General features: G+C 71.8%; 21 protein-coding genes. 11 read left to right on the top strand and 10 right to left on the bottom strand.

Annotation, left to right across the window (positions count from 1 at the left end; genetic code table 11):
- Positions 1–31 precede the first annotated feature (31 nt).
- Positions 32–1,636, bottom strand: a complete 1,605-nt coding sequence (locus OG302_RS23945) for a FadD3 family acyl-CoA ligase (protein WP_371528644.1) — start codon at positions 1,634–1,636, stop codon at positions 32–34.
- A 125-nt stretch (positions 1,637–1,761) separates the two neighbouring features.
- Between OG302_RS23945 and OG302_RS23940 the strand changes: the two genes are divergently transcribed.
- The 3 genes from OG302_RS23940 to OG302_RS23930 all read left to right on the top strand — a co-directional run bounded on the left by OG302_RS23940 (position 1,762) and on the right by OG302_RS23930 (position 4,238).
- Positions 1,762–2,913, top strand: coding sequence for a lipid-transfer protein (locus tag OG302_RS23940; RefSeq protein WP_371528643.1), 1,152 nt, complete (start codon positions 1,762–1,764; stop codon positions 2,911–2,913).
- 84 nt (positions 2,914–2,997) lie between these two features.
- Complete coding sequence (locus OG302_RS23935) at positions 2,998–3,456, top strand: Zn-ribbon domain-containing OB-fold protein (protein WP_371528642.1); 459 nt, start codon at positions 2,998–3,000, stop codon at positions 3,454–3,456.
- Positions 3,453–4,238 (top strand): enoyl-CoA hydratase/isomerase family protein, encoded by a 786-nt coding sequence (locus tag OG302_RS23930; RefSeq protein WP_371528641.1) that lies wholly within the window; start codon positions 3,453–3,455, stop codon positions 4,236–4,238. Before OG302_RS23935 ends, OG302_RS23930 begins: the two co-directional genes overlap by 4 nt.
- Positions 4,239–4,391: 153 nt before the next feature.
- Here the strand turns inward: OG302_RS23930 and OG302_RS23925 are convergent, their stop codons facing one another.
- Positions 4,392–6,749 carry a PQQ-binding-like beta-propeller repeat protein gene (locus tag OG302_RS23925; protein WP_371528640.1) on the bottom strand — a complete coding sequence of 786 codons (2,358 nt, stop codon included), beginning with the start codon at positions 6,747–6,749 and terminating at the stop codon, positions 4,392–4,394.
- 326 nt (positions 6,750–7,075) lie between these two features.
- On the opposite strand from OG302_RS23925, the gene OG302_RS23920 reads away from it, so the two are divergent.
- Positions 7,076–7,723, top strand: coding sequence for a TetR family transcriptional regulator (locus tag OG302_RS23920; protein ID WP_371528639.1), 648 nt, complete (start codon positions 7,076–7,078; stop codon positions 7,721–7,723).
- A gap of 148 nt (positions 7,724–7,871) precedes the next feature.
- Here the strand turns inward: OG302_RS23920 and OG302_RS23915 are convergent, their stop codons facing one another.
- A complete protein-coding gene (locus OG302_RS23915) occupies positions 7,872–8,348 on the bottom strand; it encodes a nitroreductase family deazaflavin-dependent oxidoreductase (RefSeq protein ID WP_371528638.1) in 477 nt (158 codons plus the stop codon).
- Positions 8,348–9,550 (bottom strand): acyl-CoA dehydrogenase family protein, encoded by a 1,203-nt coding sequence (locus OG302_RS23910; RefSeq protein WP_371528637.1) that lies wholly within the window; start codon positions 9,548–9,550, stop codon positions 8,348–8,350. Before OG302_RS23910 ends, OG302_RS23915 begins: the two co-directional genes overlap by 1 nt.
- 172 nt (positions 9,551–9,722) lie before the next feature.
- On the opposite strand from OG302_RS23910, the gene OG302_RS23905 reads away from it, so the two are divergent.
- Positions 9,723–10,928 (top strand): acetyl-CoA acetyltransferase, encoded by a 1,206-nt coding sequence (locus tag OG302_RS23905; protein ID WP_371528636.1) that lies wholly within the window; start codon positions 9,723–9,725, stop codon positions 10,926–10,928.
- 108 nt (positions 10,929–11,036) lie between these two features.
- The gene (locus OG302_RS23900) at positions 11,037–11,723 is read left to right on the top strand and encodes a pyridoxal 5'-phosphate synthase (RefSeq protein WP_371528635.1); all 687 of its coding nucleotides are present in this window, start codon (positions 11,037–11,039) and stop codon (positions 11,721–11,723) included.
- A 69-nt stretch (positions 11,724–11,792) separates the two neighbouring features.
- On the opposite strand, the gene OG302_RS23895 is transcribed toward OG302_RS23900, so the two are convergent.
- Together OG302_RS23895 and OG302_RS23890 are read right to left on the bottom strand one after the other, a co-directional pair.
- Positions 11,793–12,701, bottom strand: a complete 909-nt coding sequence (locus OG302_RS23895; protein ID WP_371528634.1) for a GNAT family N-acetyltransferase — start codon at positions 12,699–12,701, stop codon at positions 11,793–11,795.
- Positions 12,702–12,837: 136 nt separating this feature from the next.
- Positions 12,838–13,311: a Zn-ribbon domain-containing OB-fold protein gene (locus tag OG302_RS23890; protein ID WP_371528633.1), complete on the bottom strand. Its 474-nt coding sequence runs from the start codon at positions 13,309–13,311 to the stop codon at positions 12,838–12,840.
- Between the two features lie 328 nt (positions 13,312–13,639).
- Here OG302_RS23890 and OG302_RS23885 point away from each other — a divergent pair, with 328 nt between their 5' ends.
- From OG302_RS23885 to OG302_RS23870, 4 genes are all read left to right on the top strand, one after another.
- Positions 13,640–14,824: a flavin-containing monooxygenase gene (locus OG302_RS23885; protein WP_371528632.1), complete on the top strand. Its 1,185-nt coding sequence runs from the start codon at positions 13,640–13,642 to the stop codon at positions 14,822–14,824.
- 259 nt (positions 14,825–15,083) lie between these two features.
- Positions 15,084–17,309 (top strand): acetate--CoA ligase family protein, encoded by a 2,226-nt coding sequence (locus tag OG302_RS23880; protein ID WP_371528630.1) that lies wholly within the window; start codon positions 15,084–15,086, stop codon positions 17,307–17,309.
- Positions 17,310–17,436: 127 nt separating this feature from the next.
- Positions 17,437–18,258, top strand: a complete 822-nt coding sequence (locus OG302_RS23875; RefSeq protein WP_371528629.1) for an enoyl-CoA hydratase/isomerase family protein — start codon at positions 17,437–17,439, stop codon at positions 18,256–18,258.
- Between the two features lie 108 nt (positions 18,259–18,366).
- The gene (locus tag OG302_RS23870; RefSeq protein WP_371528628.1) at positions 18,367–18,990 is read left to right on the top strand and encodes a flavin reductase family protein; all 624 of its coding nucleotides are present in this window, start codon (positions 18,367–18,369) and stop codon (positions 18,988–18,990) included.
- 32 nt (positions 18,991–19,022) lie between these two features.
- Here the strand turns inward: OG302_RS23870 and OG302_RS23865 are convergent, their stop codons facing one another.
- A complete protein-coding gene (locus OG302_RS23865) occupies positions 19,023–20,348 on the bottom strand; it encodes an MFS transporter (protein WP_371528627.1) in 1,326 nt (441 codons plus the stop codon).
- A gap of 71 nt (positions 20,349–20,419) precedes the next feature.
- On the opposite strand from OG302_RS23865, the gene OG302_RS23860 reads away from it, so the two are divergent.
- Positions 20,420–21,454, top strand: coding sequence for a GlxA family transcriptional regulator (locus tag OG302_RS23860; protein ID WP_371528626.1), 1,035 nt, complete (start codon positions 20,420–20,422; stop codon positions 21,452–21,454).
- 318 nt (positions 21,455–21,772) lie between these two features.
- On the opposite strand, the gene OG302_RS23855 is transcribed toward OG302_RS23860, so the two are convergent.
- From OG302_RS23855 to OG302_RS23845, 3 genes are read right to left on the bottom strand one after another with little or no spacing between them, the layout of a single operon-like run.
- Positions 21,773–22,843, bottom strand: coding sequence for a Zn-dependent alcohol dehydrogenase (locus OG302_RS23855; RefSeq protein ID WP_371528625.1), 1,071 nt, complete (start codon positions 22,841–22,843; stop codon positions 21,773–21,775).
- Positions 22,840–24,129 (bottom strand): acyl-CoA dehydrogenase family protein, encoded by a 1,290-nt coding sequence (locus OG302_RS23850; protein WP_371528624.1) that lies wholly within the window; start codon positions 24,127–24,129, stop codon positions 22,840–22,842. The genes OG302_RS23855 and OG302_RS23850 overlap by 4 nt, the downstream gene beginning before the upstream one ends.
- Before the next feature lie 8 nt (positions 24,130–24,137).
- A complete protein-coding gene (locus OG302_RS23845) occupies positions 24,138–25,049 on the bottom strand; it encodes an SDR family NAD(P)-dependent oxidoreductase (RefSeq protein WP_371528623.1) in 912 nt (303 codons plus the stop codon).
- Positions 25,050–25,132: the final 83 nt, after the last annotated feature.

Raw genomic sequence — 25,132 nt, 5'->3', positions numbered from 1 at the left:
TGACGGAGAACCAGAGGGAAGCGGACCGCACCTACCCCTTGCTGCACCGCAGTTCCTGTTTCAGGACCTTCCCGCTCGCATTCCTCGGCAGTTCCGTGACGAATTCGATCTCCCTGGGGACCTTGTAGTTCGCCATCTCGCGGCGGGACCAGGCGATCAGGTCGTCGGAGGTGAGGACCGCCCCGGGCCGCCGCACCACGTACGCCTTGCCCACCTCGCCGAGCCGCGGATCCGGGACGCCGATCACCGCCACGTCCGCCACCTGCGGGTGTACGCCGATCAGTTGCTCGATCTCTGCCGGGTAGGCGTTGAAGCCGCCGACTATGAACATGTCCTTGATCCGGTCCGTGATGCGGAGGTTGCCCGCCTCGTCCAGGACGCCGACATCGCCCGTCCGCAGCCAGCCGTCCGGGGTGACCGCCTTCTTCGTCTCCGCCGGGTCCTCGAAGTAGCCCTGCATGACGTTGTGTCCGCGTACGAGGACCTCTCCCGCGTGGCCCGGGGAAAGGTCCTCGCCGCCGGGGCTCACCACTCGTACCTCCGTGTCCGGGATGGCCCGGCCCGAGGTCGACGCGATGACCCGGGCGGCGTCTCCCTGGCGGCACATGGTGACGATGCCGCTGGCCTCGGAGAGGCCGTACGCCGTCAGGACCGTGGCGATGTGCAGTTCGGTGCGCAGGCGCTCGACCAGTTGCAGGGGGACCACCGCCGCGCCCGTCACGACCAGGCGCAGGGCCGTCAGGTCGTGCTGGTCGCGGGCGGGGTGGTCGAGGAGCGACTGGTGCAGGGTGGGCGGGCCCGGGAGGACCGAGATGCGTTCCGCCGCGACGTTGGCCAGGACGGTGTCCACGTTGAAGACCGGCTGCGGGATCATCGTCGCGCCGCGCATCAGGCAGGCGATGATGCCCGCCTTGTAGCCGAAGGTGTGGAAGAAGGGGTTCACGATCAGGTAGCGGTCGCCCTCGCGCAGGCCCGCCAGTTCGCTCCAGATGCTGTAGCAGCGCAAGGTCTGGGCGTGGGTGATGATCGCGCCCTTGGGGCGGCCGGTCGTGCCCGACGTGTAGACGATGTCCGAGGGTGCGGTGCTCTCGACGCCGTCCGCCCTGGCCCGTACGTCCTCGCCCCGTACCCCGTCGCCGCTGGCCATGAAGTCCTTCCACGTGCGGAAGTCCTCCGGGGCGTCGTCGGACAGGACCACCACCTGCTCCAGGTGCGGAAGGCCCGGCAGGGGGCCTTTCCCCTTTCCGTCCGCGGCGGCCCGGCGCAGCGAGGCCACGTACGACGTGCCGAGGAACGTGCCCGTCACGAAGAGCAGCTTCGCCCGGCTGCGTTGCAGTACGTAGGACGCCTCCGCGCCCTTGAAGCGGGTGTTGAGGGGGACCAGGACCGCGCCCGCCGACACCGCGCCGAGCGCCGAGACGATCCAGTCCAGGGTGTTGGGCGCCCAGACGGCCACCCGGTCACCGGAGTTGACGCCGTTCGCCATGCACGCGGCGGCGGCCCGCTCCACGCGTCGGCCGAGCTCGGCGTACGTGACGCGGGTGCGGCCCTCGACGACCGCCTCCCGGTCGCCGTACCGCTCGGCTGCCGCCCGGACCAGTCCCGGGATGCTGCCCCACTCCAGGTCGCCGCGCATCGCAAGCCCCTCCGCCGCAGTAGCTGACTATCCGTCAGATTAGCTGTAACCTGACGCGCTGTCAGCAGTCGGGACGACGTATGGCGAAGCCCTGGGGCCTCGCCGGTGGCGGAGGTGTCTTGCCCATGGCTTCACTCAAAGACGCTACAGCGATAGTCGGGATCGGGCAGACCGCCTTCGCCAAACAACTGCCCGAGGACGAGAAGACGTTGGCGTGCCGGGCGATCGTCGCCGCGCTCGACGACGCGGGCATCGCGCCGTCCGAGGTGGACGCGTTCGCCTCGTACACGATGGAGGAGACGGACGAGGTCGAGGTCGCGAAGGCGATCGGCGCGGGCGACGTGACGTTCTTCAGCAAGGTGGGCTACGGGGGCGGCGGTTCCTGCGCGACCATCGCGCACCTCGCCTCCGCCGTCGCCACCGGGCAGGCGAGCGTCGGCATCGCGTGGCGGTCCCGCAAGCGCGGCAGCGGGCCGCGCCCCTGGAAGAACACGGCGGTCCAACTCCCCACGCCCGCCCAGTGGACGCGCCCCTTCGGGCTGCTCCGCCCGGCCGACGAGATCGGGATGCTGGCCCGCCGCTACATGCACGAGTACGGGGCGACCCGCGACCACCTCTTCAACGTCGCCCTCGCGTGCAGGAACCGGGCGAACCAGAACCCGGCCGCGATGATGTACGAACGCCCGCTGACCCGCGAGATGTACATGTCCTCGCGCTGGATCAGCGAGCCGCTGTGTCTGTTCGACAACTGCCTTGAGACCGACGGCGCGTTGGCGTGCGTCATCGTGTCCGCCGAGCGAGCGCGGGACTGCCGGCAGAGGCCCGTGTACGTCCACTCCGTCGCCCAGGGGCTGCCCGCGCAGCACCACGGGATGGTCAACTACTGGAACGACGACCCGCTGACGGGTCCCGCGTGGACGGCGGCCCGCCAGCTCTGGAAGCAGGCGGACTTCTCGCCGGAGGACGTGGACGTGGCGCAGATCTACGACGCGTTCACCCCGCTCATCCCGCTGTCCCTTGAGGGGTACGGGTTCTGCGGGCGCGGCGAGGGCGGCGCGTTCACCGAGGGCGGCGCACTGGAGAGCGGGGGCCGCCTGCCGATCAACACCGGGGGCGGCGGCCTGAGCGAGGCCTACGTCCACGGCTTCAACCTCATCAACGAGGGCGTGAAGCAGCTGCGGGGCACGAGCACGGCCCAGGTGCCGAACGCGTCGACGTGCCTGGTCACGGCGGGCGAGGGAGTCCCGACGTCGGCGGTACTGCTGCGGGCCCCCTAGGGGCGCGAGGCTGTGACATCCGCGGCTCCGCCGCGTGAGCGCGAGCAACCACGACGCATCCCGCACCCGAAAGAGGCCAGCCACATGGCAGACGCGACAACCTCGACGACCGAGCCCCTGCTGACCCCCACCATCGACACGGACGGCGCCCCCTTCTGGCAGTACGCCGCCCAGGGCGAACTGAGAATCCAAGCCTGCACCGCCTGCGGCGAGCTCCGGTTCCCGCCCAGGCCCTGCTGCCCCCACTGCCAGTCCTTCGACAGCGAGTGGCGCAGGATGAGCGGCCGGGGCCGCATCTGGTCCTACGTCCGCCCGCATCCGCCCCTGCTCCCCGCCTACGCCGCGCAGGCCCCGTACAACGCGATCATCGTCGAGCTGGCCGATGCCCCGCACATCCGTCTCGTCGGCAACCTCGTCGCCGCCCCGGAGGCCGCGCTGAACTCCGTCGATCCCGACCGTCTCCGCATCGGGGCGAAGGTGCAGGTCGCGTTCACCGATGTGGACGGCATCGCGATGCCCCGCTGGCTCCTGGAGCGGCCATGACGGCTGCCGCGAGCGCCCTGCGCACGGAGACCGACAAGGACACGGGCGTCGCGGTCGTCACCCTCGACCGCCCCGCCCGGCACAACGCCATCGACCCCGAGACAGCCGAGCAACTCACCTCCACCTGGCGGGAGTTCCGCTTCGACGACTCCGTACGCGCGATCGTCCTCACCGGCGCCGGGGAGAAGGCGTTCTGCACCGGCATCGACCGCGACACGGACGTCCCGCAGCCCGGCTCCCCGTACTCGATGGACGATCCGCTCCTGACCATCGGACCCAAGGCGAACGACCTGTGGAAGCCGCTCATCGCCGCCGTAAACGGCATGGCGTGCGGCGGCGCCTTCTATCTCCTGGGCGAGGCGGAGTTCATCATCGCCGCCGAGCACGCCACGTTCTTCGACCCGCACACCACCTACGGGATGGTCAGCGCGTACGAGGCGATCCTCATGGCGCAGCGCATGCCGATCGGCGAGGTCGCCAGGATGTCGCTGATGGGCACGGCCGAGCGGATCTCCGCCCGGCGGGCGTACGAGACGGGCCTGGTCTCCGAAGTCACCGCGTCCACCGACCTGTTGACGGCCGCCACCCGTGCGGCCGAGGTCATCGCCGCGTGCCCGACCGAGCCGGTCCAGGGCACCGTGCGAGCGCTCTGGTCGGCGAAGGAGGCTGCCCGCACCCAGGCCCTGGCCCAGGCGCCGCACCTCATCGCGCTCGGCAACCTGCCCCCGGAGCGGCAGGCGGGCCTCTTCACGGGCCGCAGCCCCGGCTTCCGTACGAGGTGAGGCGTGGCGAGGTGAGGGGCGTACCGGGCCCCGGCCGTCGCCTGGCGACGTTCATGCACTCGGCGTAACGTCACGAGTGGACGGCCGCCGTCCGGACCCCTTCCAAAGCTGGCACGACGGCCGTCACGGCGACGACGCCACCAGGGCCCGCGCCTACGACCGAGCCGTGCCGGTCCCCCGCTCGGCGTCCAGCGCGTACACGCACCGGTCCTTGCTGCACGCGTACACGACGCCGTCCCGCACCACCGGCGCCCCGGTGATCTCGCCGCCCGTGGCCAGCTTCCAGCGCAGGCGGCCGTCGTCCGCCTTGAGCGTGTACAGCAGGTGGTCCGTCGACCCGAAGTGGATCCGCCGGTCGGCGACGACGGGTGTGCCGACGACCTCGCCGCCGGCCTGGAAGCGCCATTTCGGCGTGCCCGTCACCGCGTCCAGGGTGTAGAGCCCCTTGCCGCTGCCGACGTGGACGTGCCCGTCGGCGACGAGCACCGGCTCGATCGACGCCCGGGACTCCGTGGCGATGCGCCAGCGGTCACGGCCGTCCGTGGCGTCGAGGGCGTACACGGTGCCGAGGTAGTCGGCCAGGTACACGCCGCCGCCGGTGACGGCGGGGCCCGGCGCGAACGCGGGCGGGCACAGGAAGGCGGCGGGTGCCTCGAAGTGCCAGCGGACATGCCCGCCGACCACGTCGATCGCGAGGACCCGGGTGCCCGCGGACACGTACACGTACCCGTCCTGGGCGGGGGCGAGCCGCACCGGGACGCCGCCGCAGGATGCCGCGTCGCCGACGGGGTACGACCAGCGCTCGTCGCCCGTGCGGGCCTCCAGGGCGCGCAGGCGCGCGTCCTTCCAGACGTAGACCGTGCCGTCGTGGACGACGGGTCCCGCCTCGGGGGTCTCGAAGTCGGTCTGGGCCCCGGTGATCTCCCAGAGCTTCTCGCCGTTCGCGGCCTCCCAGGCCTGTACGCCGCCGCCGCGCGTCCCGGTGACGACGGTGCCGCGGTCAGCCTGCAGGGAGTACACCCAGGCATCGGTGTTCAGACGCCACAGGTCGGTGCCGTCGGCGCCGTCGAGGGCGTAGAGCGTGGGGCCGTCCGAGGCGTGGATGCGTCCGTCGGCGACGCCCATGGACCAGGCGACGTCCCGGGTCTTGAAGCTGCGGCGGCCCGTGCCGACGTCCAGGGCGTGCACCTCGAAGGACGTGACGTACACGAGGTTCCCCGCGACGGCGGGCGTACCCCAGACGTCGTTCGACATCCGGAAGCGCCACGGCCGCCAGGCGGCCCCCGCGTCCGGCGCGGCGGCGGGGGCGGGCACCACGGGGTCGGCGCCGTTCGTCACGGCCCTGGACCGCGACCAGGAGGCGGCGAGCCCGGTGTCGACGGGCACCGAGCTGACGGCGGCGCGTGCGTCGGCCACCCGGGGGCCGGGTCCGATCGGCACCTTCGCCCCCGCGAGGTGCACGGGCCCGGCGTCCGGCACGGCCCCGAAGGGGGGCGGCTGCGTCGGCGGGGCCGGCGGTGCGTGCCGCGGAGGGGGTGGGGCGACGGCGGGGGCGCCGCCTCGGCCGCCGCTGCGGCCCGATGAGGCGAGCGCGGCCCGCGCGGGCGGACGCCCGCCTCGGCGGGCCTCGATGAGCGCGACGGCCCGCTCCGGGAGCCAGGCGGACGCCGTGCCGCTGTCGCCGTCCTCGCTCTCCGAGGCGAAGAGGTGCGGGGCGAGCTGGGCCTGGAGGTCGGCGGGGCTGGGCCGCAGCACCGCCTCCATCTGCATGCAGGTCTCGATGAGCGGACGGAGCTCGTCCGGGAGTCCTGCCAGGTCAGGACCCTCGCGCAGCAGCATGAAGACGGTCTCGACGGGGTTCGCCCCGTGGAAGGGCGCGTGCCCGGTGGCGGCGAAGACGAGCATCGAGCCGAGCGAGAAGACGTCGCTGGCGCCGGTGACGCTGCGCGAGTCCTTCGCCTGCTCGGGCGACATGTAGGCGGGCGTGCCGACGGCGACGTTCGTCATGGTCAGACGGGTGTTGGAGACGCCGGACGCGATGCCGAAGTCGATCACACGCGGGCCGTCCTCCACCACGAGGACGTTCGACGGCTTGAGGTCACGGTGGACGAGGCCCGCGCCGTGGATGGACTCCAGGGCCTCGGCGACGCCGGCCGCGAGCCAGCGCACGGCCTGGGTGGGCAGCGGCCCGTGTTCATTCACTATTTCTTCGAGCGAGGGGGCGGGCACATAGGCGGTGGCCAGCCACGGCACGGCCGCGCGCGGGTCGGCGTCCACGACGGCGGCCGTGTAGAAACCGGACACGGCCCGTGCCGCCTCGACCTCGCGCGTGAAGCGGACGCGGAACAGCTGGTCCTCGGCGAGCTCGGTCCTGACCGTCTTGATCGCCACGCGCCGCCCTGACGCGGAGCGCGCGAGGTAGACAAGGCCCATGCCACCGGCTCCGAGCCGGCCGAGCACCTCGAACGGACCGATCCGCCTCGGATCGTGCTGCGTCAGCTGATCCACCACTTGCCCTGCCACCTCCCCGTACGCGGGCGCCGTATGAGCGGCCCCGTGCAGCGTCTCACCACCGAGCCGCTACGGCGGCACGCACCCTGATTCTTCCTGTCCGGGGCGGCGGTTGCGAACCCGGGGCGGGATCGGGGTGTTGTGGGACAAAGGAGACGCAAGGAGAAGGAGATATGTGAGCGAAAGTTGATTCGAACGTGTGACCTATTCAATATCGGCTCCCGAGCGGCGCGCGGACAGGACGCGGATACGAGAGGAATACGGCCCACAACCCCATTTGCACTCGGCCGAATCGCGCTCCGATCACCCCTCGGTAAGCTGACGGCATGACAGGACAGGTACGTACCGTCGACGGCCGCGTGGCCGGTCGGCGCGGTCAGGCGACGCGTCAGAAGCTGCTCGACTGCCTCAGCGAGATGCTCAGCTCCTCGCCCTACCGGGACGTCAAAGTCATCGACGTCGCCCGGAAGGCGGGGACTTCACCCGCGACCTTCTATCAGTACTTCCCCGACGTCGAGGGCGCCGTCCTCGAGATCGCCGAGCAAATGGCGGCCGAGGGAGCCGAGTTGACCCAGCTCCTCGACGGCCGTTCATGGGTCGGCAAGGCGGGGTGGCAGACCGCACAGGAGCTGGTCGACGGCTTCCTCGACTTCTGGCGCAAGAACGACGCGATCCTCCGGGTCGTCGATCTGGGCGCCGCGGAGGGCGACAAGCGCTTCTACAAGCTCCGCATGAAGATCCTGAACTCGGTCAACAACTCCCTTACGGACACGGTCAAGGAGCTCCAGTCCAAGGGGAAGGTCGACAAGGACGTCAACCCCGCGGCGATGGCGGGCTCCCTCGTGGCGATGCTCGCCGCGGTCGCCTCGCACCAGCGGGGCTTCCAGACCTGGGGCGTCAAGCAGACCGAACTGAAGCCGAACCTCGCACTGTTGGTGCATCTGGGCGTAACAGGCAAGAAGCCGACGAAGTAGGGCATCCAGTACGTCATCCGGTACGTCTCTTCTGACGCTCCTCAAGTCCTGTCACCGCAGCGGCGGATCACTGATGGACGGTGATCCGCCGCTGTGCTACCCGGACAGGCCCGTCACGGCGACCGGTTCGCCCGGCTGCTCCGTGCGTCTACTCCGTGCGCCGCTCCAGGCGGAACAGCCGGATCTCCCGGTCCACGCGGGACTGGTACGTCGCGTACGGCGGCCAGAACTTCAGCACCGCCTCCCAAGCCGCCTTCCGTTCCTCCCCCGCCAACAGCCGTGCCCTGACCGGGATGTCCGCACCCCGCCAGCTCACGTCGGCATCCGGATGGGCGATGAGGTTGCCGGTCCAGGCGGGATGCCCCGGGCGGCCGAAATTGGAGCCGATCAGAATCCAACTCCCCGCGTCCTCCGGCATGCAGGCCAAGGGAGTGCGCCGGGGAAGCCCGCTCTTGGCGCCGCGCACGGTCAGGATCACCCCCGGCAGCATCTTCGCGCTGAGCAGCACCTTGCCGCGCGTGAGGCGGTGCACCGTGCGGTCCATCGCGGGGATGAAGTGCGGGGCGATCTTCGCGAAGGTCCGGGTGGACGACACCTTCTGCATCAGGCGCACACCGGGGGCCATCAGACGGCCACCGTCGCCGTCGGCTGTGCGGGCGTGAACAGGTCGGCGCGTTCCGCCGCGCGGGCCCGCAGTAGGTGCCCGGGGCCGAACAGGAGTTCGTCGCTCGACGCCCGCTTGAAGTACAGATGCGCCTCGTGCTCCCAGGTGAACCCGATGCCGCCGTGCAGCTGCACGGCCTCCGACGCGGCGGTCCGCAGCGCGTCGAGGGACTGCGCGAGCGCGAGCCCTCCCACCTGCTCGGAGCCGTCCCCGGTCGCCCACGCCGCGTAGTACGCCGCCGACCGCGCGGCCTGCACCTGTACGTACACGTCCGCGAGGCGGTGCTTGACCGCCTGGAAGGAGCCGATCGGCCGCCCGAACTGCTCGCGCTGCTTGACGTATTCGACGGTCCGCTCAAGGGCCCGGTCCGCCGCGCCCACGGCCTCCGCGGCGAGCACGGTCGCGGCGACGTCACCGACGGCGGCGAGCGCGCCCGGCACGTCCGCGTCGTCGGCGGTGCCGAGCAACTCGGCTTCCACGTCGCGCAGTTCGACCCGGGCCTGCGGGCGGGTCTCGTCGAGGGATGTCTGCCGGGCCCGCACGAGTCCGGCGGCCCCCTCGCGTACGAGATAGAGGAGCGTACGGGAACGGGCGAAGCCCCCGGTGTGCGCGGCCACCAGGAGCAGCCCCGCGCTGTGCCCGTCGAGGACCTGCTCGGCCTGGCCGTAGAGCCGCCAGACGCCGTCCGCGAGCTTGGCCTGCACGCCGCCCGCACGGCCTCCGCCGGACCAGTCGCCGAGGTTGTCGCCGACCAGGCCGAGCGCGGTGGCGAGCCCGGTGCCGGGCACGGCGAGCGCCGCGGTGAGACCGCCCGTCGCGATGCGGGGCAGCAGCTCCGACCGCTGCCCGTCGGTGCCCAGGCGCTGGAGGAGCGGGGCGACGAGCGCGGCGGTGGCGAAGAGGGGTGAGGGGGCGAGGGCGCGGCCGAGCTCCTCGCTGCCGAGGGCGAGCTCCGCCGAGCCGCACCCCACTCCCCCGTACGCCTCGGGGACGGCGATGCCGGGCAGGCCGAGCTGTTCGGCGAGCGCGGACCAGAGGGCGGAGTCGTGTCCGGCGGGGGTGCGGACCGCGGCCTTCACCTCGTCCGGCCCGCAGCGTTTGGTGACGAGCTCACGAAGGGTGCGGCGGATTTCTTCCTGCTCCGCGGTGAAGGCGGCGTCCATCGGCGGGCTCCTCCCCCGGGTCGCGGCCTGGTTCCTCGGCGTCGTGCACGAGGGCGGGGCGACCCGGATCTGACGGGCCGTCATGCTAAGACGGCACCCGCGAGATGCACAGGCCCGCGACGCCACGTAACACCCTGCCGGGAGCCGCTATATCTGATGTACCGTCAGATTCATGCCAACTACCCATTCCTCCAACCCTGGTGAGACGGTGGCCCGCCCGCGCAAGGTGGCCGTCGTCGGCATATCCCTCTCCGACTGCGGGCGCGTGGACGAGGCCACGCCCTACGCCCTGCACGCCCAGGCGGCCCGCCGCGCCCTGGCCGACTCGGGCCTGGGCCGCGAGGTCATCGACGGCGTCGCGTCGGCGGGCCTGGGCACGCTCGCCCCGGTCGAGGTCGCCGAATACCTCGGCCTGAAGCCGCGCTGGGTCGACTCCACCTCCGTCGGCGGCTCCACCTGGGAGGTCATGGCGGCGCACGCGGCGGACGCGATCGCGGCGGGCCGCGCCAACGCCGTCCTCCTCGTCTACGGATCGACGGCCCGTGCGGACATCAAGGCGAGACGGCGCACGTCGAACCTCTCCTTCGGCGCGCGCGGCCCCCTCCAGTTCGAGGTCCCCTACGGCCACTCCCTGATCTCCAAGTACGCGATGGCCGCGCGCCGCCACATGCACGAGTACGGCACGACGCTCGAACAGCTCGCCTCCGTGGCGGTCCAGGCACGGGCGAACGCCGCGACCAACCCGGACGCGATGTACCGCGACCCGATCACGGTCGACGAGGTCCTCGACGGCCCGATGATCGCGGACCCGTTCACCAAGCTGCACTGCTGCATACGTTCCGACGGCGGCTGCGCGGTGCTCCTGGCGGCGGAGGAGTACGTGGCCGACTGCGCCTCCACCCCCGTCTGGGTGCTCGGCACCGGCGAGCACGTCTCGCACACGACGATGTCGGAGTGGGAGGACTTCACGGTCTCCCCGGCGGCGGTGAGCGGCCGCCTCGCGTTCGAACGGGCCGGGGTGCGTCCACAGGACGTGGACGTCGCCGAGATCTACGACGCCTTCACCTACATGACCCTGGTGACGCTGGAGGACCTGGGTTTCTGCGCGAAGGGCGAGGGCGGCGCGTTCGTGGAGAAGGGCCGCCTGCTGCGGGACGGCGAACTCCCGACCAACACGGACGGCGGCGGCCTGTCGGCCCAACACCCCGGCATGCGGGGCCTGTTCCTGCTGGTGGAAGCGGTACGGCAACTGCGGGGCGAGGCAGGCGATGGCCGCCAGGTACGGAAGGCGGGAGGAAGGCTGCCGGAGGTGGCGGTGGCATCGGGGACGGGCGGGTGGTTCTGCTCGTCGGGGACGGTGGTGCTGGGGCGGGGGTGAGGGGGCGGGGGCGAGGGGGCGGGGGCAAGGGGGCGGGGGCAAGGGGGCGGGGGCGAGGGGGCCCTCTGCCTGAGGTCGTGGGGGTGGGGGCTCGCGTAGATTCGGTGGATGGACGACTCCGACACCCGGCCCGATGACACCGCCCACGGCCGTGCCCTCCTCCGTTCCCTCCGTGTCTGGGACACCGAGCTGCCCCCGTTCGACCTGGAGGGCGCCCCCGACGCCCCGCTGGCCCTCTTCTGGCAGTGGTTCGTGGACGTCGCCGAGGCGGGTCAGGTGGAGCCGCACACCATGAGCCTGGCGACGGTCGACGAGGCGGGCCGACCGGACCTGCGCACGCTGATGCTCCACGACGCGGACGAGGCCGGCTGGCACTTCGGTTCGCACTCCGGCAGCGCGAAGGGTCGCCAGCTCGCGGGGAACCCGGAGGCCGCGCTCGGTTTCTACTGGCCCGTGCAGGGCCGCCAGGTCCGGGTGCGGGGCCGGGTCACGACGGCGAGCGCCACCGAGAGCCGCGCCGATCTCGCCCGCCGTTCGCCCGGGGCACTGGCGTCGGCGCTGGTCGGCAGGCAGAGCGAGGTGCTGCCGTCGTACGGGGACCTGGTGGCCGCGAGCCAGGCGGCCTGGGAGCACGCGCAGGCGGACCCGGACGCCCCGGCGCCGAGCTGGACCCTGTACGTGCTCGAACCGGCGGAGGTCGAGTTCTTCCAGGGCGAGGCGCGGCGCAGGCACGTGCGGCTGCGGTACGTGCGGGGGACGGACGGCGGCTGGGCCAAGGAGCTGCTGTGGCCGTGAGGACCCGCGTCACCGGCCGGGTACGGGCCACCCGCCGGGTACGGGCCACCGGACTGCGAGCCGCGCAGGTCAGCGCGTGAAGCTGTACTGCGTGAAGTCCCGCACCGGGCGGAACCCCAGCCGCTGATACAGCTCGTTGCTCGTGGGGTTGCCGACGTCCGTGAAGAGCAGCACCTCGGCCGCGCCCGCCGCAAGCGCGGCACGGCTCACCGCCGTGGTGACCGCGCCCGCGTAGCCCCGCCCGCGCAGGTGGGCCGGGGTGTAGACGGGGGCGACCCGGACCTGGCCCGCGACCTGGCGGGTGTTGCCCGCCATGGCGACGGGGGTGCCGTCGGGAGCCTCCCAGAGGGTGACGCCTCCGTAGGAGATGCGGGCGTCGGCCCACTCGCCGGCGTCCATCCCGGCCTTCTCCCCGATGGCCTCGTGGAACTCGCCGTGCCAGCGCGCGAGCAGCGCCCGGTCGGCGTCGGTGGCGACGCGCGCGCTGCCCTCCGGGGAGGGATCGGGCGGGGTGAGGGTGCCGAGGCGGTACAGCCGCTGGGGGAAGCTGACGGCGGCGTCGGCTTTCGTCCGCCGCTCCCAGGCCGCAGAGAACGCTGCTGCCGTGGCGCTCTCGGCCCCGACCCCGGCAGGTTCCAGACCCGCGTCGGCGAGAACCTCGGCGAGCTCGTCGGCGGCGGCCTCGTCCGCGAGCGGACTCAGGGCTAGGAAGTGCGGCGGGGTCCACAGGAACGCACCGCTCACGGAAGCCTCCCGTGGCCCCCGCGCTCCGTCACCGCCGGTGCGGATCCCGAAGAGGGGGTCGCTCTCCCCGTACACATGGAGCCCTCGCGTCCGCAGCATGTCGGTGACGCTGAGCAGCGCGGTGTGCGGGGCGGGCGCCGAGCGCAGGAAGGCACCCGCGCGGGAGAGGAACTCGTCGAGGTCGGAGGTCAACTGCCAGCGAGGGTACGGAGAGGAGGGCGGAGAGGAAGCCATGGGCCATGCTCCCCCGCACCACACCTTCAACAGAAGCGAATTACGGGGCGGGGCGGAGAGGGGCGGGGTGCAGGGCAGTAGAGCGACAGGCCGCAGGCCGCAGGCCGCAGGGCAGTAGGGCAGTAGGGCGGCGCCCTCACCGCACCCGCCGGAACACCGGCACCACCACACCCCCCTTGTCCTCCCCCTCCTCGCGGAACGCGACCTCCAGCGCCATCCCGATCCGGAGTTCGTGCTCGCTCTCCTCACGGTCGACGATCTCCGTCATCATGCGCGGACCTTCGGCGAGGTCGACGACCGCGGCGACGTACGGGACGCGGGAGCCAAACGGCGGCAGGTCGTTCCGGTGCACCACGGACCAGGTGTAGAGCGTGGCGTGGCCGCTCGCCCGCTCCCAGGTGACGTCCTCGCTCCAGCAGTAGGGGCAGAACTCGCGCGGGTAGTGGTGCGCCTTGCCGCACCCGCCGCAGCGGCGGATCAGGAGGTTTCCCTCGGCCGCCGCGTCCCAGTAGGGGCGGGTGAAGGCGTCCGGCTCGGGGAGGTCGAAACGCGGGGCCAGAGGTGCGGCCGAGGATGCGGTCGGGGGCGTGGCCGAGGCCTTGGTGCTCACAGAAACAGTCCCATCGCCTTGAACTCCCAGCCTCGCAAAGGACACTGACAGCACGTCACTCAAACTCCTGACGGTACGTCAGTTCAGCGCACGCCCGACACGTACGCAAGAGGCAGTGCGCGGGGGACGCGAGAGGCGTGCACGCAAGAGGCGCACCCAAGAATCGTGCGCGAGAGACATACGCATGAGGGCGTACGGCACACACACCCACCGACGTGGCACGAAACCCACGGACAGAGGGTGCGTCGCGCATACCCGTGATCAATTCGCAACCGGTTTGGGGCTTGACCGTCCCCCATCAAGTGACCACGTGATTACTCTCAGGTTCATGGCCGACACCACTCCCCCACAAGCGCCACAGCAAGACCGCCCTGTGTACGTCGTCGGCGGCGGACCCGGCGGGCTCTCCGTCGCGGCTGCGCTGCGTGCCCGCGGCGTCCGTGCGGTCGTGCTGGAGAAGTCCGACCGCGTCGGCGCCTCCTGGCGCACGCACTACGACCGCCTGCACCTGCACACCACGCGCCGCCTCTCCGCGCTGCCCGGACTCGCGATACCGCGCTCCTTCGGGCGCTGGGTGTCACGTGACAACGTGGTCCGCTACCTGGAGAAGTACGCCGAGTTCCACGAGCTGGAGATCGTCACCGGCGTCGAGGTGTCCCGCCTGGAGCGCTCCGCCGACGGCACCGGCTGGCTGCTGCACGCCAGCGGCGGACGCGAGCTGACGGGCAGCGCGGTGGTGATCGCCACCGGGTACAACCACACGCCCCACCTGCCGGACTGGCCCGGCCGCGACACGTACTCGGGCGAACTCGTGCACGCGAGCGCCTACCGCGACCCGCGCCCCTACGAGGGCAAGGACGTCCTGGTCGTGGGCGTCGGCAACACCGGCGCCGAGATAGCCGTCGACCTCGTCGCGGGCGGCGCGGCCCGCGTCCGCCTCGCGGTGCGCACTGCGCCGCACATCGTGCGCCGCTCCACGGCGGGCTGGCCCGCGCAGCGCACGGGCATCCTGTGCCGCAGGCTGCCCGTCGCGCTCGTGGACCGGCTCGCGGGCCCGATCGCCAAGGTCAGCGTCCCCGATCTGTCCGCGCAGGGGCTGCCCCGCCCCGACACCGGCCTGTACTCCCGGGTCAAGGAGGGTGCGATCCCGGTCCAGGACGTGGGCCTGATCGACGCGGTGCGCAAGGGCAAGGTCGAACCGGTCGCGGCCGTCGACTCCTTCGAGGACGGCAAGGTCGTCCTGGCCGACGGCACCCGGATCGTCCCCGAGGCGGTCATCGCGGCCACGGGCTACCGCCGCGCCCTGGAGCCGCTCATCGGCGGCCTCGGCGTACTCGACGCGCAGGGCAGCCCGCTCGTCCGCGGCGCCCGCACCTCGAAGTCGGCCCCCGGCCTCTACTTCACCGGGTTCACGAACCCCATCAGCGGGATGCTGCGCGAGATGGCACTGGACGCCGAGAAGATCGCGAAGGCGGTGGCGAGAACGGCGAGAACACTGAGCACCAGCCGCTGACAAGCCAAGCACCACGGGCCCCGCACACCTTCGCAGGGGCACCCCAGAGGTCGGCACCCCCGCCTCCGGTGGCCGGTACTGCCCCCTCCCGGCGGCCCCGCCCACCGGGAGGGGAGTAGCCCCCCGGGGCACCTGGGTACGGCTAAAGGGCGCGACCCCGCTCCAGGCTTTGCGTGCAGCACTGTTCCTGACACAGCGTCAGTTCAGTAATCTGACTATGCGTCAGTTGAGTTGCTGTCACACAGGAGCGGGCGGACCGATGCTTGGATCGACTTACGGCACCTTCACCACCGACCCCCGCCGCGCGCGTGTTGTGGCCTGCGGCGAAGCCCCGGCACCCGCCGTCCATGGACAGGCCGCCACGGCGGACGACCTGGACGTCAGCGGACGACCCCTGCACGCCGACATACCGGACCTCGACCGGTTCTTCCGCCCCGAGTCCGTCGCCGTCATCGGCGCGTCGGACGCCGAGGGGCGGCCCAACACCGGCATCACGCGTCAGCTCATGGACTGGGCCGAGCGGGGCGGCGCCCGGCTGCACCCCGTGCACCCCACCCGGCAGTCCGTCTTCGGCACCCCCTGCTTCCCCTCCGTCGCGGACCTGCCGGAACAGGTCGATCTGGCCGTACTTCTCGTCAGTGACCCCCTTCCCGTGATCGAGGAACTCGCCGAGTCCAAGGTGAAGTTCGCCGTCGCCTTCGCCTCCGGCTTCGCGGAGACGGGCGAGGAGGGCGCGGCGGCCCAGGCCCGGCTGGCCGCCGCCGTGGAACGCTCCGGCCTGCGGCTGCTCGGGCCCAACACCAACCTCAACGCCTTCGAGAAGTTCCGCGACGACCTCGAAGGACCGGCGATCGCGCTGATCACCCAGTCCGGCCACCAGGGGCGCCCCGTCTTCACGATGCAGGAGATCGGCGTACGCCTCTCGCACTGGGCGCCCACCGGCAACGAAGCCGACCTGGAGACCTCCGACTTCATCTCCTACTTCGCCGAGCGCCCCGAGGTCGGCGCCATCGCCTGTTACGTAGAGGGCCTCAAGGACGGCCGCTCCTTCCTGCTCGCCGCCGACCGCGCCGCCCAGCGCGGCGTGCCCGTCGTCGCCGTCAAGGTCGGCCGCACCGAGACCGGCGCCCGGATGGCCGCCTCACATACCGGCAAGCTCACCGGCGCCGACACGGTGGTCGACGCGGCGATGCGGCAGTTCGGCGTGATCCGCGTGGACGGGCTCGACGAACTCCAGGACACGTCCGCCCTGTTGGCGCGCGCGAGGCCGCCGCGGGCCGAGGGCGTCGTCGTGTATTCGATCTCGGGCGGCACGGGCGCGCATTTCTCGGACCTGGCGACCGAGGCGGGGCTCCGGCTTCCCGCCCTCTCCGACGCCAAGCAGGCGGAGCTGCACCAGTGGATACCCGACTACCTGAACGTCGCCAACCCCGTCGACAACGGCGGGCACCCGGTGGGCGACTGGCGCGGCCGGAAGATCATCGACGCGATCCTGGACGATCCGGAGGTGGGGGTGCTGATCTGCCCCATCACCGGCCCCTTCCCGCCGATGAGCGACAAGCTGGCGCAGGACCTGGTGGACGCGGCGGAGCAGACGGACAAGCTGGTGTGCGTGGTGTGGGGCTCGCCCGTCGGCACCGAGGAGGCCTACCGCACGACGCTGCTCGGCTCGTCGCGCGTCGCCACCTTCCGCACCTTCGGCAACTGCATCACGGCGGTGCGGGCCTATCTGGACCACCACCGGTTCACGACCCGCTACCGCTCCCCCTTCGCCGACGCCCCGCGCACGGCCTCGCCGTCCTTCCGCAAGGCGCAGGCCCTGATGCGGCCCGGCCAGCAGCTGAGCGAGCACGCGGCGAAGCAGCTGCTGCGCGCGTACGGGATTCGCGTACCGCGCGAGCAGTTGGTGACCAGCGCGGCGGCGGCCGTGCGGGCGGCGGGGCTCGTCGGCTACCCGGTGGTGATGAAGGCGTCCGGCGCGCGGCTTGCCCACAAGAGTGATCTCGGCCTTGTGAAGGTCGGGCTGACGTCGGCCAGCCAGGTGCGGGACGCCTATCGCGAACTGACCGACATCGCCCGCTACGAAGGGATCGCCCTGGACGGCGTACTCGTCTGCCAGATGGTGGAGCGGGGCGTCGAGATGGTGGTGGGCGTGACGCAGGACGAGCTGTTCGGACCGACGGTGACCGTCGGGCTCGGGGGTGTGCTCGTCGAGGTCCTGCGGGACGTGGCCGTACGGGTGCCGCCCTTCGGGGAGGACCAGGCGCTCGCGATGCTCTCCGAGCTGCGCGGGCGGCCGTTGCTCGACGGGGTCCGAGGGGGGCCGCCGGTCGACGTCGACGCTCTCGTCGAGGTGGTGCTCCGGGTCCAGCGGATGGCTCTCGAACTCGGCGACGACCTGGCGGAGCTGGACATCAATCCCCTGATGGTGCTCCCAAGGGGGCAGGGGGCGGTCGCGCTGGACGCCTTGGCCGTCTGCCGGTGAGCGGCGCCCCAGGACACCGCTGGGCGCCGATCTCCTCCCGCACGCCCACCCGCACAACCACCCGCGCACCCCGCGCCACGCGAACACGCCGCGCCGAAACCCGCGCCGAAACGGAGCCCGTCCGCTCATGACCACTCCCCCCGACAGGCCAGTTGCCTCCCTCGACTCATTGGTACTCCACGCCACTGACAACGGCGTCTCGTGGATCACGCTCAACCGCCCCGAAGCCATGAACGCCGTCACCTGGGACCAGCGCGAACGCGTCATCTCGCTGCTCGCCGAAGCCTCCGCCGACCCCACCGTCCGGGCCGTGGTGATCACCGCGACCGGCAAGGGTTTCTGCGCGGGCGCGGATCTGCGCGGGGCGCCGAGCACCGGGGAGCGCGTGCCCGGCGACGTGGCCCGCACCATCAGGCTGGGCGCCCAGCGGCTCATCGCCGCCGTCCTGGACTGCGAGAAGCCGGTGATCGCCGCGGTGAACGGGACCGCGGCCGGGATCGGCGCGCATCTCGCGTTCGCCTGCGATCTCGTCATCGCCACCGAACAGGCCAAGTTCATCGAGGTGTTCGTACGACGGGGCCTGGTGCCCGACGGCGGCGGCGCCTATCTGCTGCCGCGCCTCATCGGCCCGCAACGCGCCAAGGAGCTGATGTTCTTCGGCGACTCCGTGCCGGCCGCGGACGCCGAACGGCTCGGGCTCGTCAATCGCGTCGTACCGGCCGGCGAACTGGAGAAGACGGCCCGCGCCTGGGCGGAACGCCTCGCGACGGGGCCGACCCGCGCCATCGCCATGACCAAGCAACTGGTCAACGCGTCCCTCGGATCCGACCGCGCGACGGCCTTCGCGGCCGAGGCCGCCGCCCAGGAGATCAACATGACGACGGCGGACGCGAACGAGGGCGTGGCCAGCTTCGTGGAACGGCGTTCACCTTCGTACGAAGGCCGCTGAGAGGCCCGCGCGAACGGACGCGCACCCGTATCCGCACGCACCCGGCGCGATGCTACGCCTGCACGGGCCTTCCTATCTGACGACCCGTCAGCTTCAATGGTCGGTGTGATGGGACATGCAGGGATGGCGGCCACCGTCGTCCGATACCTCAGGTCGGTCGGCGCGCCGACCACCACCGGCCCGGTCGAAGCCCTTCCCCGCCCGCAGTTACGGGCGGTCGGCGACGACGAGCGGGCTCCCCTTGACGCGGGCGAGTTCCGGCGCGTCCTCGGGAACTTCGCCACCGGCGTGACCGTGATCACCGCGCCGGCGTCCGAAGGCGAGGCAGGCCCGGCCGGATTCGCCTGCCAGTCCTTCTCCTCGCTCTCCCTCGCCCCGCCCCTGGTCTCCTTCATGGTCGCGCGTACGTCGACGACGTGGCCGCGCATCGCGCGCGCGGGCGTCTTCTGCGTCAACGTCCTGGGCGCCGACCAGGGCGCACTGTGCCGCGGCTTCGCGGTGAGCGGAGCCGACAAGTTCGCGGGAGTGGTCTACGACGCCGCTCCCGTCACCGGCTCGCCCCGCCTGGCCGGCGTACCGGCCTGGATCGACTGCACGATCCAGGCGGTGCACACCGGGGGCGACCACCTGATCGTGGTCGGCCGGGTGGACGCCCTGGGCGCCACCGACGACGGCGAACCGCTCCTCTTCCACCGGGGCGAGTTCGGCAGGTTCGACACCCCGGCCACGTAAACGGCGGCCCCACGACGTGAACGGCAGCCCCGCTACGTGAGCGCGGGCGGTCGCACGGCCGTCTCCGCGCCGCCGCCGGCCCGCCGGATGACCAGGGCCATCAGCGCAGCCGCCGCGCACAGCGCCCCCGAGGCGATCCACATCACGTCGTACGACCCGAACGTGTCCCGCACGACACCCCCGATGACGGCCACGAGCGCGGCCCCCACCTGGTGCGACGCGAGCACCCAGCCGAAGACGATGGCGCTGTCCTCGCCGTACTGCTCCCGGCACAGGGCCAGGGTCGGCGGCACGGTGGCCACCCAGTCGAGTCCGTAGAAGACGATGAAGAAGACCATCGGCGGGTGCACGGCCGAGTCGAGCAGCAGCGGCAGGAAGAGCAGCGAGACGCCGCGCAGCGCGTAGTACACGGCAAGGAGCCGCCGCGCGTCGAAGCGGTCCGTGAACCAGCCGGACGCGATCGTCCCCACCACGTCGAAGACGCCGATGACGGCGAGGAGCGACGCGGCCGCCGTGATCGGCATGCCGTGGTCGTGCGCGGCGGGCACGAAGTGCGTCTGGATCAGTCCGTTCGTCGAGGCGCCGCAGATGGCGAAGGTCCCGGCGAGCAGCCAGAAGGGCCCGGTGCGGGCCGCCTTGAACAGCACGGTCACCGCACGCCGCGCCGCCCCCGTGGCGGGCGGGGGCTTCTCCACGAACTCCTCGGACCCGTACGGCTTCAGGCCGACGTCCGCGGGGTGGTCGCGCAGCAGCAGCCATACGAACGGGACGACGGCGAGCGCGGTCAGGGCGACGGTCACCGCGGCGGGCCGCCACTTGTACGCCTCCACCATCCAGGAGAGCAGCGGCAGGAAGATCAGCTGTCCGGACGCGGAGGCCGCCGTCAGGATGCCGGTGACGAGTCCGCGCCGCGTGGTGAACCAGCGGTTGGTGACGGTGGCGGCGAAGGCGAGCGCCATCGACCCCGAGCCGAGCCCGACGAGCAGCCCCCAGCACAGCAGGAGCTGCCAGGCGGACTGCATCCAGACGGTGAGTCCGGAGCCGAGCGCGATCACGACGAGCGCGACGGCGACGACCCGCCGGATGCCGAAGCGGTCCATCAGGGCGGCGGCGAACGGCGCGGTGAGCCCGTACAGCGCGAGGTTGATGGAGACCGCGAGGCCGATCGTGCCGCGCGACCAGTGGAACTCCGCGTGCAGCGGATCGATGAGCAGGCCCGGCAGGGAGCGGAACGCGGCGGCACCGATGATCGTCACGAAGGTGACGGCGGCGACGAACCAGGCCCGGTGGATGCGGCGGCGCCGGACCGGCGCCTCCCGGGGCGGCTCGACCGGCTGATTCACGTCTGTCTGGGTCACGGCACCCAGAATCCGGATCCGGCCGCCTCCGAACGAGTGGCCGGAGGGACAGCATTAGCTAGAATCGGGCCATGGCCTCAACGACCGGCGATTCCGGAGTGCCCGGCACCCCCGGGCCGACCGCCACCGCCCGTCACCGCGTGGTGGTCCTGGCCCTGGACGGTGTCATCCCCTTCGAGTTGGGCATCCCGCAGCGGATCTTCGGCCGGGCGCGAACCGCTGACGCCGAGCCCCTCTACGAGGTCGTGACCGCGTCCGTCCGCCCGCCGGGCCCGGTGCGCACGGACGCCGACTACTCGATCCTCGTCGAGAACGGCCCGGACTGTCTGGCCACCGCCGACACGGTGGTGATCCCGGCTTCGTACGAACTGGGTCCGGTCTACGAGGAAGGCCGCCTGACCGAGGAACTAGCCTCGGCCCTGGCCCACATCACACCGGGCACGCGCATGATCTCCATCTGCACGGGTGGTTACGTCCTCGCCGCCGCGGGCTACCTCGACGGCCGCACGGCGACGACGCACTGGTCGTCGGCGGAGCACTTCCAGCGCGTCTTCCCGCGGATCACGGTGGATCCCGAGGTCCTCTTCATCGACGACGGCGACGTCCTCACCTCGGCGGGTGTGGCGGCCGGCCTCGACCTCTGCCTCCATGTCGTACGCAGCGATCACGGATCGGTGGTAGCCAATGACGTGGCCCGCCGTACGGTGGTGCCCCCGCACCGGGACGGGGGCCAGGCCCAGTACATCCAACGCCCGGTCCCTGAACCGCAGTTGGCCACGACGACCGCCGCGCGGGCGTGGGCCCTCGCCCGCCTCCACGAGCCGATCCAGCTCCGCGACATGGCGGACCAGGAGTCCATGTCCGTACGCACGTTCACGCGGCGCTTCCGGGAGGAGGTGGGGATCAGCCCCGGCCAGTGGCTCGCGCAGCAGCGGGTGGAGCGGGCGCGGCACCTCCTGGAGTCCAGCGATCTTTCCGTGGACCGGGTGGCGCGGGATGCGGGCTTCGGTACGGCACAGTCCATGCGGGGTCACTTGCAGGCGGCCCTGGGTGTAACCCCGACCGCCTACCGCCGCACTTTCCGCGCCGGCGCGTGTCTCTCTTGAACGGTGGGGCGCCGTGGGCCCGCAGCCACCCTGAACGAACAAGCCTTTCCCGCCCACCCACCCGATTGCCCCGCAGCACCATCGATCAGCCAACGACCGGCCGCAGTCGGCAGCGCTCGCGAGGGGACGTGGCGGTATGTCCGCCCGGAGCACGGCTCGCGGCACTCCAGCCCCGAAGCACCCCAGCGGCCACCGCACGATAGCGAGGACGGACATACCGGCACGGCCCCGCACCCCAAGGGCGCGGCCTCGCACCCCAAGGCGGACCGCACCGCACCGCACCCCGCACCCCGCACCCACCCGCACCAGCGGGCCCGCTCAGAACGTCAGAACCCCCCGAGCCACCCGCCCCGCCTCCGCATCCCCCACAGCCTTCGCGAAGTCCTCCACCGGATACGTCTCCGTGACGAGCTCGTCCAGCAGAAGGCGCCCCGCCAGATAAAGCTCCGCGTACAGCGCGAAGTCCCGCTGCGGACGTGCCGAGCCATAGCGGCAGCCCAGGATCGACTTGTCCAGGAACAACGACGACACCAGGAACGACGCCTCGGCCGTGGCCGGCGGCACCCCCAGCAGGATCGCCTGCCCATGCCGGTCCAGGAGATCGACCGCCTGCCGGATCAGCTCGACCCGGCCCACGCACTCGAAGACGTGGTCCGCCCCCGTGGGCAGCAGCTCCTTCACGCCCTCCGCCTCCGCCGACGAGAAGAAGTGCGTGGCACCGAACTGCCGTGCCACGCTCTCCTTATCGGGGTTCGCGTCGACCGCCACGATCCGCGTCGCCCCGCCGATCCTCGCCCCCTGCAGCACGTTCAGGCCGATGCCACCGGTACCGATCACCACCACGCTGTCCCCGCGGTCCACCTTGGCCCGGTTCAGCGCGGCCCCGACCCCGGTCACCACCCCGCACCCGATCAACGCCGCCGACGTCAGCGGGATGCTCTCCGGGATCTTCACGGCCTGCACGGCCTTCACCACCGTGCGTTCCGCGAACGCGGAGTTCGCCGCGAACTGGTAGATCGGCTCGCCGCCCCGCGAGAACGGCTGGTCCGGCATCCCGATGGCGCGCCGGCACATGGTCGGCCGCCCCCGGTTGCACTCCCCGCACGTCCCGCAGCTGGCGATGGTCGAGAGCGCCACATGATCACCGGCCGCCACATGGGTCACCCCCGCACCGACCGCCTCCACCACCCCCGCTCCTTCGTGCCCGAGCACCACCGGCGAGGGGAAGGGAATGGTCCCGTCGATCACCGAGAGGTCACTGTGGCACAGCCCGGCCGCCGCGACGGCGACCAGCACCTCCCCCGGCCCCGGATCCCGTACGTCGAGGTCGTCGACGACCTCCACCCTCGAACCCTCGGCCTTGCTCCTGTCGAAAACGACACCCCTCATCGCGCCTCCCTCGGCAGGCCGAGCACGCGCTCGGCGATGATGTTGCGCTGAATCTCGTCCGAGCCGCCGTAGATGGTGTCGGCCCGCGTGAAGAGGAAGAGCCTTTGCAGGGCATCGAGTTCGTACGGTTCGCTCTCGCTCCAGTCCCCTGGACCGACCGCCCCCGCAGCCCCCCGTACCGCCATCGCCAGCTCGCCGAGCCGCTGATGCCACCCGCCCCAGAGCAGCTTGGCCACACTGGGAGCGCCCGCGCCGACCCCGGAGTCGGCCCGGGAGCCGCCCGAACTCCCCAACGTACGCAGGGCGTTCCACCGCATGACCCGTAGCTCCGCCCACTGCCGCACGAGGCGGTCCCGCAGCACGGGATCGTCGACGGCCCCGCTGTCGACGGCCTCCCGTACGACGCTCCCCAGCTCCTCGGCGAACCCGATCTGCTGGACGAGCGTGGACACGCCCCGTTCGAAGCCGAGGAGGCCCATGGCGACGCGCCACCCGTTTCCGGCACCGCCGACCACGTGCGCGGCGCGCGCGACCGCACCGTCGAAGAAGACTTCGTTGAACTCGCTCGTACCCGTCAACTGCCGTATGGGACGCACCTCGACGCGTCCGGGCTGATCCATCGGGACCAGCAGGAACGAGATCCCCCGGTGGCCGGTGGACCCCGCCTCCGTCCGCGCGAGGACGAAGCACCAGTCCGCCTCGTGGGCGAGCGAGGTCCAGATCTTCTGCCCGGTGACGCGGTACACGTCGCCGTCCCGCACCGCCACCGTCCGCAGCCCCGCCAGGTCCGACCCGGCGCCCGGCTCGCTGTACCCCTGGCACCACAGGGCCTCCCCGCGCGCGATGGGCGGCAGGAACTCGTCCTGCTGCTCCTGCGTGCCGTAAGCGAGGAGGGTCGGGGCCAGCAGGTTCTCGCCGATGTGCCCATAGCGCCCGGGAGCCCGCACGCGCGCGTACTCCTCGGCCCAGACGACTTGCTGGGTCAACGAGGCCAGCCGATTCCCATACACCCCCAAAACCCCAGCACCTGCACCTACACCTGCACCTGCACCGGCCCCTGCACCAGCACCCGCACCCGCACCCGCACCCGCACCCCACCCAAGCCCAATCCACCCACCCCTCCCCAACTCCCGGTCCCAGGCCCGCCTTTCCTCCGCCCCCTCGTGCTCACTCCCGGGGCCACCCCGCCCCGCCGCCCCGGCGAACACCCCCGTCAGGTGTTCGGTGAGCCACGCGCGGGCCTCCGCGCGGAACTCCTCGTCCTCCGGGCCGAATCCGAACTCCACCGCCCGGCCTACGCGTTCGGCCGGTCTTTGGCGGCGGCGGCCTTCGCCATCGCCTCCAGCTGGGCCAGCATCGGCATCGGGTCGACCCCCACCGTCCCCGGCAGGAAGTCGGCGATCTTCTCCGGGGTCCAGCCGCCCTCGACATACCCGGCCCGCAGCTCACGCGGCTGTGCCCAGACGGCGATCTTCGGGCCCGCGACCGTATAGACCTGCCCGGTGATCTTCTCCTCCCGGGCCCGCTCGCTCAGCAGATACGTGACCAGCGCGGCCACGTCCTCCGGCTCCCCGATCTCCTTCAGCTCCATGGGCACATTGGCGGACATGCGCGTGCGCGCGACGGGCGCCACCGCGTTCGCCGTCACCCCGTACTTGTTCAGGCCGAGCGCGGCGCTCCGCACCAGCGAGATGATCCCGCCCTTGGCGGCGCTGTAGTTGGCCTGCGCGACGGACCCCTGGTGGTTGCCGCTGGTGAAGCCGATCAGTGTGCCCGTCCCCTGCTTCCGCATGACCGCCGAAGCGGCCCTGAAGACGGTGAACGTGCCCTTGAGGTGGGTGGCGACCACCGGGTCCCACTCCTCCTCGGACATGTTGAAGAGCATCCGTTCGCGCAGGATCCCGGCCACGCACACCACACCGTCGATGCGCCCGTACTCGGCGAGCGCGACGTCCACGATCCGCTGCCCGCCCGCCATGGTGGAGATGTCGTCGGCGACGGCGACGGCCTCGCCGCCCGCCGCCTGGATCTCCTTGACCACGCCGTCGGCTATCTCACTGGTCGGTTCCGCCCCCTCCATGGAGACGCCGTAGTCATTCACGATGACCCTGGCACCCTCGGCCGCGGCGGCGAGCGCGACCGCCCTGCCGATGCCGCGTCCGGCGCCGGTGACGGCCACCACCTTGCCTGCCAAGAAGTTCCCCACGTCCGGCCCCTTCCCGCGGTTTCTGACGGACCGTTAGATTCTATGACCCGTCAGATACCGGAAGACAAGCCCTGCGGAGGACC

The organism is Streptomyces sp. NBC_01283, assembly GCF_041435335.1.
In the GTDB taxonomy this organism is placed as follows: domain Bacteria; phylum Actinomycetota; class Actinomycetes; order Streptomycetales; family Streptomycetaceae; genus Streptomyces.
Note: the sequence above shows the minus strand (reverse complement) of the source record. Positions and strands in the feature narration are given on the sequence as shown.